Annotated in this window: 13 protein-coding genes; 2 read left to right on the forward strand and 11 right to left on the reverse strand. The window is 70.2% G+C overall.

The window, feature by feature from the left end:
• The 9 genes from V7E09_RS02205 to V7E09_RS02245 form a co-directional block, all read right to left on the reverse strand.
• The coding region (locus V7E09_RS02205; RefSeq protein ID WP_442956823.1) for an iron-containing alcohol dehydrogenase at window positions 1-500 on the reverse strand (500 nt) is incomplete at its 3' end.
• Window positions 497-1,000: a shikimate kinase gene (locus V7E09_RS02210; protein WP_324510952.1), complete on the reverse strand. Its 504-nt coding sequence runs from the start codon at window positions 998-1,000 to the stop codon at window positions 497-499. The genes V7E09_RS02210 and V7E09_RS02205, both read right to left, overlap by 4 nt.
• Window positions 997-2,184: a chorismate synthase gene (gene aroC / locus V7E09_RS02215; RefSeq protein ID WP_324510951.1), complete on the reverse strand. Its 1,188-nt coding sequence runs from the start codon at window positions 2,182-2,184 to the stop codon at window positions 997-999. Before aroC ends, V7E09_RS02210 begins: the two co-directional genes overlap by 4 nt.
• Before the next feature lie 72 nt (window positions 2,185-2,256).
• On the reverse strand, window positions 2,257-3,405 hold the full coding sequence (mltG, locus tag V7E09_RS02220) for an endolytic transglycosylase MltG (RefSeq protein ID WP_324522958.1): 1,149 nt from the start codon (window positions 3,403-3,405) through the stop codon (window positions 2,257-2,259).
• Window positions 3,402-3,884: a Holliday junction resolvase RuvX gene (ruvX, locus tag V7E09_RS02225; protein ID WP_324510949.1), complete on the reverse strand. Its 483-nt coding sequence runs from the start codon at window positions 3,882-3,884 to the stop codon at window positions 3,402-3,404. Before ruvX ends, mltG begins: the two co-directional genes overlap by 4 nt.
• Window positions 3,881-6,559, reverse strand: coding sequence for an alanine--tRNA ligase (gene alaS, locus V7E09_RS02230; protein ID WP_324510948.1), 2,679 nt, complete (start codon window positions 6,557-6,559; stop codon window positions 3,881-3,883). The genes ruvX and alaS overlap by 4 nt, the downstream gene beginning before the upstream one ends.
• Window positions 6,556-6,807: a hypothetical protein gene (locus V7E09_RS02235; RefSeq protein ID WP_324510947.1), complete on the reverse strand. Its 252-nt coding sequence runs from the start codon at window positions 6,805-6,807 to the stop codon at window positions 6,556-6,558. The genes alaS and V7E09_RS02235 overlap by 4 nt, the downstream gene beginning before the upstream one ends.
• Window positions 6,804-7,205: a DUF948 domain-containing protein gene (locus V7E09_RS02240; RefSeq protein ID WP_324510946.1), complete on the reverse strand. Its 402-nt coding sequence runs from the start codon at window positions 7,203-7,205 to the stop codon at window positions 6,804-6,806. Before V7E09_RS02240 ends, V7E09_RS02235 begins: the two co-directional genes overlap by 4 nt.
• 45 nt (window positions 7,206-7,250) lie before the next feature.
• On the reverse strand, window positions 7,251-7,829 hold the full coding sequence (locus tag V7E09_RS02245) for a helix-turn-helix domain-containing protein (protein WP_324510945.1): 579 nt from the start codon (window positions 7,827-7,829) through the stop codon (window positions 7,251-7,253).
• A gap of 183 nt (window positions 7,830-8,012) precedes the next feature.
• Between V7E09_RS02245 and V7E09_RS02250 the strand changes: the two genes are divergently transcribed.
• Window positions 8,013-8,915, forward strand: coding sequence for a hypothetical protein (locus V7E09_RS02250; RefSeq protein ID WP_324522959.1), 903 nt, complete (start codon window positions 8,013-8,015; stop codon window positions 8,913-8,915).
• Between the two features lie 14 nt (window positions 8,916-8,929).
• Here the strand turns inward: V7E09_RS02250 and V7E09_RS02255 are convergent, their stop codons facing one another.
• The gene (locus tag V7E09_RS02255) at window positions 8,930-10,318 is read right to left on the reverse strand and encodes a replication-associated recombination protein A (RefSeq protein WP_324510943.1); all 1,389 of its coding nucleotides are present in this window, start codon (window positions 10,316-10,318) and stop codon (window positions 8,930-8,932) included.
• A gap of 99 nt (window positions 10,319-10,417) precedes the next feature.
• Here V7E09_RS02255 and V7E09_RS02260 point away from each other — a divergent pair, with 99 nt between their 5' ends.
• The gene (locus tag V7E09_RS02260) at window positions 10,418-10,978 is read left to right on the forward strand and encodes a PepSY domain-containing protein (RefSeq protein WP_324510942.1); all 561 of its coding nucleotides are present in this window, start codon (window positions 10,418-10,420) and stop codon (window positions 10,976-10,978) included.
• A 92-nt stretch (window positions 10,979-11,070) separates the two neighbouring features.
• Here V7E09_RS02260 and aspS read toward each other — a convergent pair whose 3' ends face one another.
• The gene (gene aspS, locus V7E09_RS02265) at window positions 11,071-12,882 is read right to left on the reverse strand and encodes an aspartate--tRNA ligase (protein ID WP_324522960.1); all 1,812 of its coding nucleotides are present in this window, start codon (window positions 12,880-12,882) and stop codon (window positions 11,071-11,073) included.
• Between the last annotated feature and the right edge of the window lie 63 nt (window positions 12,883-12,945).

The raw sequence follows: 12,945 nt of genomic DNA on the forward strand, positions 1-12,945 counted from the left end.
AGCAGGTCCAGGTCGGCGAGCACGGCGGCCGGTTCCCAGAAGGCGCCCACCAGGTTCTTCCCCGCGTCCAGGTTGATGCCCGTCTTCCCTCCCACCGCGGCGTCCACCATCGCCAGCAAGGTGGTGGGCACGGAGATGTAGCGCACCCCGCGCAGCCAGGTCGCCGCGACGAAGCCGGCCAGGTCGGTCGTCGCGCCCCCACCGAACCCCACCACCGCATCGCTGCGGGTGAACCCGGCGCCCGCCAGGGCGTCCCAGCAGTCAGCGAGGAAACCGGCCGTCTTCGCTCGTTCCCCAGGCGGCGCGCACAGCAAGAGGACCTCGGCGTCGATGGCCCGGGCCAACGCCTCCGCCCGGTCGGTGAGTTCGACGGGGTGCAGGAGCGCGACGCGGGCGCAGTCGTCCACCAGCCCGGGAAGCAGCGTGGTGGCGCCGTGGCCGACGGTGACGTCGTAGGCGCGTTCGGCGGCGACCCGGACGGTGTCGAGAGTGGGACTCATGCTTCCTCCAGTGCGGCGGCGATGGCGTCGGCGAGCGCGTCGGGTTCGCGTCCGTTCGTGTCGATCGCCACGGTGGCCAGCGAGCGATACACGGGGGTACGGGCGTTGAGCAGCGCGATCAGCGTGGCACGTACCCCCTGGCCGGCCAGCAGGGGACGCCCCTGGTCGAGCCCGATCCGGGCGACCGCGTGGTGCGCGTCCACCTGCAGCCAGACCGTGGCGACGTCACCGAGCGCGGTGGCGATGCGCGGGGTGAGCGGGGCACCGCCGCCGAGGCTGACCACGCCGGGCTGCGCCAGCAACTCGACGGTGACGGCGGCCTCGATCGCACGGAAGGCGTCTTCGCCGTCGTCGGCGAAGATGTCGCGGATGGCGCGCCCCTGACGCTGCTCGATCACGGTGTCGACGTCGACGAACGGCCCGCCGAGCCTCTCGGCCAACAGTGGCCCCAGCGTCGATTTGCCGCTGCCGGGGGCGCCGATGAGGGCGATTGTTCTCACGCGAGCCGCCGGGCCGCCAGCCGGTCGAGGTAGGAACGGTGGTTGCGGGAGGTCTCCCCCACCGAGTCACCGCCGAACTTCTCCAGCATCAACTCCGCGACGACCAACGCCACCATCGCCTCGGCGACGACGCCGGCAGCAGGGACCGCACAGACGTCCGAGCGCTGATGGTGGGCTGCGGCCGGCTCCAAGGTGGTGGTGTCGACGGTGCGCAGCGCACGCGGCACGGTGGCGATCGGCTTCATCGCGGCGCGAACCCGCAGCACCTCGCCGGTGCTCATGCCGCCCTCGGTTCCGCCCGACCGGTTCGACACCCGGGCGATGTGCTCGCCCTCGAGGACCATCTCGTCGTGGGCCGCGGACCCGCGCGTGCGGGCGAGCGCGAACCCGTCACCGACCTCGACACCCTTGATGGCCTGAATGCCCATCAGGGCGCCCGCGAGCCGCGCGTCCAGGCGGGTGTCGCCTTGGGAGTGGGACCCGATCCCGGGGGGCATGCCGGTGACCACGACCTCCACGACACCACCGAGGGTGTCCCCGGACGCCTTCGCGTCATCGATCTCGGCCAGCATCCGAGCCGACGCCTCGGCGTCGAAGCAGCGCACCGGATCGGCATCGATCGCATCGCGGTCGGCGGCCGTCGGGACCGTCGCGCCCCGGCTGGCCACGGGGCCGATCTCGACGACGTGGCTGACGACGCCGATTCCGTAGGCCTGCTCCAAGAAATTGGTGGCGACCCGGCCCAGCGCCACCCGCGCCGCGGTCTCGCGAGCCGACGCACGTTCCAGGATCGGACGGGCCTCGTCCCAGTCGTACTTCTGCATGCCGGCCAGGTCCGCGTGCCCGGGACGCGGCCGCGTGAGAGCGGCGTTGCGCGCCTGGGCCGCGAGCACCTGCGCGTCTACCGGGTCGGGGGCCATCACAGTTTCCCACTTGGGCCACTCGGTGTTCGCAATCATGATCGCGAGGGGGGAGCCGAGGGTCTCGCCATGGCGGACCCCCGTCAGCAACGTCACCTCGTCGACCTCGAACTTCATCCGGGCGCCCCGGCCCACCCCCAAGCGACGACGGCGCAGCGCGTCGGCGATGTCGGCGGTGGTGACGGACACGTGGGACGGGATCCCCTCGAGGGTGGCGACCAGCGCCCGCCCATGAGACTCCCCCGCCGTCAGGTAACGCAGCATGTCCGCAACTTTGCCACAGGGCTCTGCGACCACCGCACCGGGGGCGAGGTACGGACGCCCCTCAGCGTCGGCTCAGCACTTGTCTGAGGTCTTGCAGAACTCCTGGAACTGCGCAACCGCCTTCAGGTGCTGGTCGTAGGTGTCACTGAACACCGTCTCGCCGGTGTCGAGGTTCACCACCACGAAGAACAGCCAGTTGCCGTCCGCCGGGGCCACCGCAGCCTGCATGGCGTCCTCCGACGGTGAACTGATCGGCGTCGGAGGAAGCTTGCCCGCGTTCTTGTCCAGGTACGTGTTGTACGGGGAATCGAGCTTGCGCTCCTCGGGCGTGGTGGTCACGCGGCCGGTGATGTTGTTGGCGTACGCGACAGTCGCATCCGACTGCAGGGCCTGGCCCTTGGCGAGTCGGTTGTAGAACACCCGCGCCACCTTCTGCCGATCCTCGGTGGTGGTGGCCTCCCGCTCGACCAGACTGGCCATCACCAGCGCGCTGTGGGGATCCTTCGCCGGAGAGTTGGTGGCCTGCGTCACCCAGTCGTTGCGTTCCAGCACATTGTTGAAGTTGTCCACGGTCATCTTCATGGTGCCCTCGGCCGTGGGCGTGCTGCCCAACTCGTAGGTGTCGGGGAACAGGAAGCCGTCCACGTTCCCGTTCGCCCAGGTCGGCAACCCGAGGTTGCCCGGCGACTTCGCGATCGCCTGGAACTCCTCCACGGGCAGCTTCGTCGCGGCGGCCATCGCCGCCAACTGCTCGCTGGTGCGCTGCCCCTCCCGCAATTGCATGGTGTTGCGGACGAGATTGTTGGAATCCAGCAAGGCATCGAAGGCGGCGATGACCGACATCTGCGTCTTCATGTTGTACCGGCCCGCCTGCACACGCGAGGACTCATCGGGACGCGACTGCGCGTAGCGGCGGAACGAGTCGGCCGACTTCACGACGTCCTTCTCCTCCAGCAGCTTGCCGACCGCCGTCATCGTCGCGCCGCGCGGGATCTCCACCTGGATCGGATCGACGCCCGCTCCGATGTAGTCGTCCTTGGTACGAAACGACATCCAGGCGTCCCACGCCTTGCCGCCAACGAACCAGATCCCGCCGAACACGATGACCAGGGCCAGCACGACGGCGACCCAGCCCTTGGTGCGATGCTTGACCTCGGCGACATCCCATTCGCCGGTCTCGGGATCCCGAAGCCGGGGCTCGCGCGCGCGTCGAGGTTTCATCGGTGATTCCTTCCATCGATCCGCTCGCCGACGCGGGCGTTCGCCACCCGTTCGCCGTCAAGCGCCTGATTCAAGATTGCCACGGCGGCAGCCTGGTCGATCACGGCCCGCTGGGTCCGGCTGGAGCGGCCGGCATCATGCAGTTGCCGGGTGGCCGTCACCGTCGTGAGCCGCTCGTCGATCAGCCGTACCTCCAGTTCTGGGAAGAGCCGCGCGACCAGCTCGGCGCCGTCGCGGGCCATGGCCGCCGCTTCGCCTTCTGCCCCGCGCAGGTGCCGGGGCAGCCCCACGTAGGCGGCCACCGGGTCATATTCGGCGACCACAGCACGCAGACGTTCGGTCACGATCCGCCGGTCGGAGGCCGGTGTGATGGTCTCGACCGGGTAGGCGAGCACCCCGGCAGCGTCGCACGCGGCCACGCCAATGCGGGCCTTGCCCCAGTCCAACCCGAGCCGAACGCCGTAGGTGCCGTCGGTCATGACTGCGGCAGCGCCGCCCGGATCGCGGCCAGGGCCTCCTCGGCACGCGAGGCATCCGTGCCGCCGCCCTGGGCCAGGTCGTCCTTGCCGCCGCCCTTGCCGCCCAGCTGAGCCGCACCGACGCCGACCAGACGCCCGGCCGCCACCCCGCGTTCCCGCGCCGGCGCGGTCGTCGCGACGAGGAGGACCGGCTTGGCCTGCCCCCCGACCAGTGCGATGACGGCGGCCTGCGCTGCGAGCTTGTCCCGCAGGCCGATGGCGACGGTACGCACGTCCCCGGCAGAGACGCCGGGCAACGTGGCTGCGACGAAGGTCACCCCGCCCACCTGAACCGCATGGGCCACCAGGGCATCGAGATTGCCGAGGAGTTCCCGTTGGCGCAGGTCGGCGATCTGCTTCTCGGCGGCCTTCAGCTGCCCCAGCAGCCTCTCGACCCGGTCGACCAACTGATCTGGTTGTGTCTTCAGCGTGTCGGCCAGTGTGCTCACCAGTGCGCGCTCGCTGGCGAACTGCGTGAAGGCGTCGGTGCTGACCAGCGCCTCCACCCGGCGGATCCCCGATCCGACCGAGCCTTCGCCGATGAGGTCGACCAGACCGATCTGGGCAGTGCTGCGCACGTGCGTCCCGCCGCACAGTTCCCGCGACCACGCCCCGTTGAGCTCCACCATCCGGACCACGTCGCCGTACTTCTCGCCGAACATGGCCTGGGCGCCGAGCGCCTTGGCCTGCGCCAACGGCATCTCGGTGGCGGTCACGCCGAAGTCGTCGCGCACCGCCTCGTTCACGATGCCCTCCAGCTCGGAGCGCATCGTGGGGCTGAGCGCCTCGTGCGCGTTGAAGTCGAAGCGCAGGTACCCGGGCTTGTTGTAGGAGCCCGCCTGGTGGGTCGCAGCACCGAGCAGTTGCCGCAGCGCGGCATTGACCACGTGGGTCGCGGTGTGCGCCTGCGAGGCCCCGAAGCGGGCGCCGGGATCGACCTCCGCGCGGATCTCGGCGCCGGTGACCAGCTCACCTTCGTTCACCACCGCCTTGTGCACCACCAGACCCTGGACCGGACGCTGCACGTCCAGCACCTCGAGCTGGAGGCCCGGCGCGGTGAGGACGCCCGCGTCGGCGTCCTGTCCGCCGGCCTCGGCATAGAACGGGGTCTCGTCGAGGATGACCTCCACGACATCGCCGGGAAGCGCGTTCGTCACGAGCTGCCCGTTGGCCACGATCCCGCGCACCCGGCTGGTGACGTCCAGGTCGGTGTAGCCGAGGAACGGCGTCTCCCCGGCATCGCGCAGGGTGCGGTAGGCGGCCGTGTTGACGGTGCCGCCCTTCTTCGCTCGGGCGTCGGCCTTGGCCCGGGCCTTCTGCTCCCCCATCAGCCGGGTGAACTCGGCGCGATCGACTGCCAAACCGGCCTCTGCCGCCATCTCGAGGGTCAGGTCGATCGGGAAGCCGTAGGTGTCGTGCAGTTGGAAGGCCTGGTCGCCCCCCAGTTCACTCGCCCCCGCCTCCTTGGCCTGGGTCACCGCGACGTCGAAGATCTGCGTCCCCGCGGCCAGCGTCCGGCGGAAGGACTCCTCTTCGGCGTACGCCGACGACGAGGTGCGCGCCCACTCGGTCGCGATCTCCGGGTAGGACTCCTCCATCAGCGCCTTGCTGACCGGAAGCAACTCGGGCAGGACCGGGTCGTGGACGCCGAGCAGCCGCATGGCACGGACGCTGCGGCGCAGCAGGCGACGCAGCACATACCCGCGCGCCTCGTTCCCGGGGGTGACGCCGTCGGTCATCAGCATGAGGCCGGAGCGGACGTGGTCGGCGACCACCCGCATCCGGACGTCGTCGTCGTGATCGGCGCCATAGCGCTTCCCGGACAGCTCGGCGGCCTTCTCGATCACGGGGAAGATCTGGTCGATCTCGTAGAGGTTGTCCTTGCCCTGCATCAGGTAGGCGACGCGCTCGAGCCCCATGCCGGTGTCGATGTTCGGCTTCGGCAGCGGGCGCAACACGTCGAAGTCGTCCTTGGCGCGCACCGCGGAGAGCTCCTGCTGCATGAAGACCAGGTTCCAGATCTCCAGGAAGCGATCTTCGTCGACGGCGGGACCACCCTCGGGCCCGAAGGCGGGACCGCGGTCGATGTAGATCTCCGAGCAGGGTCCCCCCGGACCGGGGACGCCCATGTTCCAGTAGTTGTCCTTGAGGTCCCTCAACTGGATGCGGTCGGCCGGCAGCCCCATCTGCTTCCACAACTCGATGGCTTCCACGTCACCGTCGGGGAAGTCCGGGTGGTAACCCGGGCCCAGGACGGTGACCCAGACCTTGTCCCCGTCGAAGCCGAGGCCGCCGGACTCCTGCGACCCGGTGATGAGTCCCCAGGCATGCCGGATGGCACCTTCCTTGAAGTACTCGCCGAAGCTGAAGTTGCCGTTCATCTGGAAGAACGTGCCGTGCCGCGTGGTCTTGCCGACCTCCTCGATGTCGAGGGTGCGGACGCACTTTTGGCAGCTCGTGGCCGTGGGGAAGGGCGGGGTTTCCGCGCCGGTGAAGTAGGGCTTGAAGGGCACCATGCCTGCGTTGACGAACAGCAGGGTGGGGTCGTTGTAGACCAGGGACGCTGAGGGCACCAGGGTGTGCCCGGCGCGTACGAAGTGGTCGAGGAACCGGCGCCGGATCTCAGCGGTCTTCATGGCAGTTGTCTTCTTTCGTCCTTGGTCAGCAGGGCGGTCAGCTCGGACTGTTTCGCAGCCCGGGCCGCCGAATAGGAGGCGGCGAAGTCGTCGACCCAGACCTTGGCCTGTTCGGCCGCGCCCTCGGCCTTGCGCTCCAACTCCTCCGCCATCCCTGCCGGTGTCAGTCGTCGATAATACTGCCGCCCCTTCAGGGCGACGAACGCAGAGGCAGCGACCCCTGCGAGGAACCAGAAGGTGCGGCTCATCGCGACCCGCTCAGCTTGCCGGCCAGCGCGACCCGGAAGCCGTGCAGCGCGGACGCCAGCGCGATGAGCGGGCGTCCGAAGGCGGCCAGCCAGATCGAGGACAGCGTGGCGGTGTTCTCCACCACCATCGATGCGTGCCCGCTCACCTTGGCCACGTCGGCGGTCACCTTCTCGACCTCCGAGGTGACGCCGCCCAAGCGATCCAGTCCGGCGTTGGCGGCTTCCACGGTCTCGTGCAGTTCGCTCAGGATCGGGGCGGTGGCGGAGTTGACGTCCTTGACCGCACCGATCAGTTCGTCCAGCAGTTTGCTGAGCTTGAGCAGCGGAACCACACACATGCCGACCAGGAGGACGAACGCGAACGCGGCGATCAGCCCGGCGATCTCTCCGACAGTCATGCCGCGAGCCTAGTGCAGCGTCGTGGTGGCGGGGTGATCGTGCCGCTATCCCGGGGCGGGATGGTCCAACCGGGCGACCGGGCGGTCCCCACGCGGTCCGAAGAGGTGGAGCAACTCGACGGTGCCCTGGCCCGCCGGGCCGAACCAGTGCGGGGTCGTCGAGGCGAACTGGGCGGTCTCGCCCGGGGAGAGGAGGTGCTCCTCCTCCCCGAGCAGGAGCCGCAACGTGCCGGCGAGCACGTACAGCCAGGCGTGCCCTGCATGGGTGATGAGCTTCGGTTCCCGGGGCCCGAGCACGTGTTTGAACACCTGGACCCGGCCCGGGTACTGGGTCAGCGGCACCACCACGCCGCCGGAGGCCACGGCGTGCGGCACCAGGTTGATGCGAGGGTCGCCGATCGCCGGGGCGGCGACGAGGCGGTCCAGGGGCACCTGGTAGGCGCGCGCGAGCGGAATCAACGCATCGAGGGTGGGGCGGCGGTGGCCGGTCTCCAGCCGCGAGATCGCGCTCGCCGACAGCCCCGTCTGCCCGGCCACCACCTCCAGGGTGAGCCCGCGCGTCACCCTGGCCGCGCGCAACCGCGGCCCGATCGCCGCCAGCAACTGGGTGAGTTCGGTGTCCACACCCTCATGTTTGCAGAATCCGCAAATCTCCTGGGGCCGACGGTCCCGCTCCTTAACGATGGTCAGCAGCAATCCCCGCGGCGACAGGAGAACCATGCACCGGCCCTATCCAACCCTCACCAGCGTGCCGAAGCGATCACCCGGGCGTCACCGGTGCTGCCTGACGACGGCCGAGGGCACGCGATGAGGGCGCTCCTGCTGGGCGCGCGGGGAGCGGTCGGCACCGTGATCCGTCGCGAACTCCACCGCGCCGGCCACGAAGTCACGGCGGCGAGCCGCACAGCGCCGGGCGCCGCTGGCGTAGACCTCACGGGAGATCTCGCCCCGCTGGCGGGCCTCGCCGCCGAACACCATGTTGTCGTCAACGCCTCAGGCGTCGAACGGGCCGACTTGGCCGCGCACACCGGCCCGACACCGCTGGTCGAAATCTCGGCCACCGGCGCGTATCTGGCTCACCTGCGCGCGCGAGCCCGCGGCCCCGTCGTGCTCGGAGCGGGGCTGGCGCCGGGGCTCAGTACGGTGCTGGTCACCTCACTGAAGGCTCAGCCCGGGGACGACGTAGACGTGTTCGTCATGTTGGGCAGTGGGGAGCAGCACGGCCCGTCCGCGGTCGCCTGGACCGCGTCCCTCATCGGCACCGACCTTCACCATCCCCCCGAGGATGTGCCGGTCCGGAACCTCGCCGAGAGCCGCCGCGAGGTCGGTCCCGACGGGCGCACCCGCCGCTACCTGCGAGCCGATTTCCCCGACCATCTCCTCCTCTCGGGCCGAGGTGGGGCCGTCATCCGGTCATATCTCACGCTCAGTTCCGCGCCCATGACCGCGGCGCTCGGCCTGATCGGACGCCTCCCCGCCCTGAGGGGCGTCCTGACGCACGCGCCGCACCTCGGCTCGCAGGAGTGGCATCTCGTAGCGCGCAACCGTCGTTCGGGCGAACGGCGGGAGGCGAGCGGCTCGGGTCAGTCGGAGGCGACCGGGCGGCTCACGGCAGCGGCTGCGATGCGGGCGGACGAGGCCCCGGACTTCGGTGCCGTGACGATGTCCGCGCTCCTCACCCTCGAGGAGGCTCTGACCGTGCTGCGGTAGCCACCGCGTACCGCTCACTCCTGGCCGGAGGACTCCTCGCGGCCCAGCAGCGACCTGATCGCCGTCAGCCGTTCGGTGAGCTGCGCCTCGTTGCCGTGCTGGGTGGGCTCGTAGTAGCGGGCCGCGGCGAGTTCGTCGGGCAGGTACTGCTGGGCCGACACTCCGTGGGGATAGTCGTGGGAATAGAGGTACCCCTGCCCGTGCCCCAGCTTTTCGGCCCCCGCGTAGTGCGCGTCGCGCAGGTGCGCCGGGACGGTCCCCGACTTCCCGGCGGCCACGTCCGCCTTGGCCGCGGCAATGGCCCGGTACACGGCATTCGACTTCGGGGCGGTGGCACAGGCCACGGTCGCGTGGGCGAGTGTCAACTCGGCCTCGGGCAGCCCGATCAGCTGCACCGCCTGCGCGGCAGCGATACACGTCTGCAGCACCGACGGCGCCGCCATGCCGATGTCCTCACTGGCCGAGATGATCAGCCTGCGCGCGATGAATCGGGGGTCCTCGCCGCCGGCCAGCATGCGCGCCAGGTAGTGCAGGGCGGCGTCCACGTCGGAACCGCGCACCGACTTGATGAACGCGCTGATCACGTCGTAGTGCTGGTCCCCGTCGCGGTCATAGCGCAGCGCGGCGCGGTCCACGGCCAGTTCCACCGCCTCCGGTCCGATCACCACGCTCCCCAGGGCGGACGCGGACGCGGCCGCCTCCTCGAGGTAGGTGAGGCTGCGCCGTGCGTCGCCGCCAGCCAGGCGCACCAGCGTCGCCCGCGCGTCGGCGTCCAGGGTGTAGTGGCCGCCCTCCGGCGTGCGCAGCCCGCGGTCGTCGATCAGGGCACGGTCGAGCAGCGCGTTGATGTCCGCGTCGGTCAGCGGCTTCAGTGTCAGCAGCAGCGACCGCGACAGCAAGGGGGAGATGACCGAGAACGACGGATTCTCCGTGGTTGCGGCGATCAGCGTGACCAACCGGTTCTCCACGGCGGGCAGTAGGACGTCTTGCTGGGCCTTGTTGAACCGGTGCACCTCGTCGACGAACAGCACCGTGCCCACCCCGCGAGCCAACTGCTGGCGGGCCGTCTCCAACTCTGCCCGCACCTCCTTCACCCCGGCGGTGACGCCGGACAGCTCCACGAAACGACGACTCGTGGCGTGCGAGACCACCGCGGCGATCGTCGTCTTGCCCACCCCGGGCGGCCCCCAGAGGAAGACCGACATGGCCTGCCCCGACGCCAGGCGGCGCAACGGCGAGCCGGGGCCCAGCAGGTGCTGCTGCCCGACGATCTCGTCCAGGCTGGTCGGGCGCATCCGCACCGCGAGCGGCCCCGCCCCCTGCCCAGCCCCTGACAGGGAGCCGCCTGTCCGCGCCACCGCGGCGGCTTGCGCGGGATCGGGATTGCCAAACAGGTCGGTCACGAGTCGAGGGTAGCGGGGCGATCCGACGGCGGGATCGCGGGCACAGGGGCAGGCGCCAACGAGGCCACAGGCGACGACCCCGTTGATAGGTTGGCAGGCATGACGATCCGTTCCCTGGCGCTGGCGGGCGCGGTGGCCGCACTCCTCGCCGGTTGCGCCACGACCCCGCCCGGCGCGTCGCCTTCCCCCGCGGCCACGGTGTCCGGCCAGCCCACCGCCACCACAGCCACCACCATCACTGAGGACACGGTCGACGCCCGCAACGATGCCGCCCGGGCGGCCATCGAGGCTGCGGAGAACGCCGGCGCGGGCCGCGCGATCGACCTGACGTGGACCGACGACGGCTGGCGGATCGACGTGGTCGCCGGGGACGCCGAACGCGAACTGGCCATCAGCGGTGATGGGGCCCAGGTGGTGACCGACGACCCCACGCCGGACCATGTCGACGCGGACGCGCAGGCACACCTGGCCCTGGCCTCGGTCTCGATGCGCCAAGCCGTCGACACCGTCGTGGACCAGATCCCGGGCGAACTCGTCAAGGCGGAACTGACCGACGACGACGTGTCCTCCTCCGGCTTGCGCTGGAATGTCACGTTGAGCTTCGACGGCAACCCCGTCACTTTGTCCATCGATGCCGCCACCGGCGACCTGCGCGAGTAGGGCGCTCAGGTCCGGCAGGCGAAGGGGCCCTCCACCACGACAACGGCGCGCCGCCCGGGTCAGGGCGGCGCGCCGTCGCGTTGTCAGGGCGATCAGGCTGAGGCGTCGGGCTTCGCCTCGACCGAACTCTTCTCCGGTTCCGGCTTGGCATCCACGCCCGTCTCCTTGCGCTGCTGCGCGGTGACCGGGGCCGGGGCGCCGGTGAGCGGGTCGACACCGCCGCCGGACTTCGGGAACGCGATGACATCGCGGATCGTGTCGAACCCGCCCAGCAGCATCACGAGCCGGTCCAGTCCGAAGGCGATGCCACCGTGGGGCGGTGCGCCGAAGGCGAAGGCGTCCAGCAGGAAGCCGAACTTCTCCTGGGCCTCCTCGCCGTCGATGCCCATCACCGCGAACACGCGCTCTTGGACGTCGCGCCGGTGGATACGGATCGAGCCGCCGCCCACCTCATTGCCGTTGGCGACGAAGTCGTAGCCATACGAGAGCGCGGACCCCGGATCGGTGTCGAAGGTGGCCTCCGACTCGGGCTTGGGCGAGGTGAAGGCGTGGTGGACGGCCGTCCACTTCCCCTCGCCGAGCGCCACATCGCCGGAGGCGACGGCCTCGGCGGTCGACTTGAACATGGGGGCGTCGACGACCCACAGCAGAGCCCAGTCCTTCGGGTCGAACAGGTTGCAGCGGCGGCCGATCTCCAACCGGGCGGCCCCCAGCAGTTCCTGGGAGGTCTCCCGGGCTCCCGCGGCGAAGAAGATGGCGTCGCCGGGGTTGGCGTCCATCGCGGCGGCGATGCCGTCGCGTTCGGCGTCGGAGATGTTCTTGGCGACAGGCCCGCCGAGGGTGCCGTCCTCGCCGACCGTGATGTAGGCCAGCCCGCGGGCGCCGCGCTGCTTGGCCCACTCCTGCCAGGCGTCGAACTGACGGCGCGGCAGGGACGCTCCCCCGGGCATGACCACGCCGCCCACGTAGGCGGCCTGGAACACGCGGAAGGGGGTGTCGGCGAAGAAGGACGTGAGCTCGCGAATCTTGTTGCCGAACCGGAGGTCGGGCTTGTCGGAGCCGTAGTCGTCCATGGCATCGTGCCAGGTCATCCGCGGCAGGGGCAGGGCGACGTCGACGCCGATGAGCTTCCAGCAGGCCGCGATGATGCGCTCGGCGACGGCGATCACGTCGTCTTGGTCGACGAAGCTCATCTCGACATCGAGCTGGGTGAACTCGGGCTGGCGGTCGGCGCGGAAGTCCTCGTCGCGGTAGCAGCGGGCGATCTGGTAGTAGCGCTCCATGCCCGCGACCATCAGCAACTGCTTGAACAGCTGCGGGCTCTGCGGCAGCGCGTACCACTTTCCGGGGTGCAGCCGGGCGGGCACCAGGAAGTCGCGGGCCCCTTCGGGGGTGGAGTGCGTCAGGGTCGGCGTCTCCACGTCGTAGAAGTCGAGATCGTCCAGCACGTCACGGATGACGTGGGTGACCTTCGAGCGCAGCACCAGCGCGTCGTGCTGGCGAGGACGCCGCAGGTCGAGGTAGCGGTACTTCAGCCGGGCGTCCTCACCGACGGTCGTGCGCTCGTCGATCTGGAACGGCAGCGGTGCCGAGGGGTTCAGCACTTCCAGTTCACGGATCGCGACCTCGACCTCGCCGGTGGGGATGGTCGGGTTCACGTTCTCCGGCGTCCGCGCGTCGACGACGCCGGTGACCTGGATGCAGAACTCGTTGCGCAGGTCGTGGATGCCCGCAGACGCGAGGTACTCGTCGCGGACGACGACCTGGCAGATTCCGGAGGCGTCCCGCAGATCGATGAAGGCGACCCCGCCGTGGTCGCGGCGCTTGGCGACCCACCCCGCGAGGGTGACCGTCGCTCCGACGTCGGCTCGCCCGAGGGTGCCTGCGTTGCGCGTTCGCAGCATGCTGTGTTCCTTTCTTGGCCCCGCATAGACGGTGCGGGCGCGTCCGAACCACCCTACCGCCAC

Source organism: Propioniciclava sp., from assembly GCF_036744435.1.
In the GTDB taxonomy this organism is placed as follows: domain Bacteria; phylum Actinomycetota; class Actinomycetes; order Propionibacteriales; family Propionibacteriaceae; genus Propioniciclava.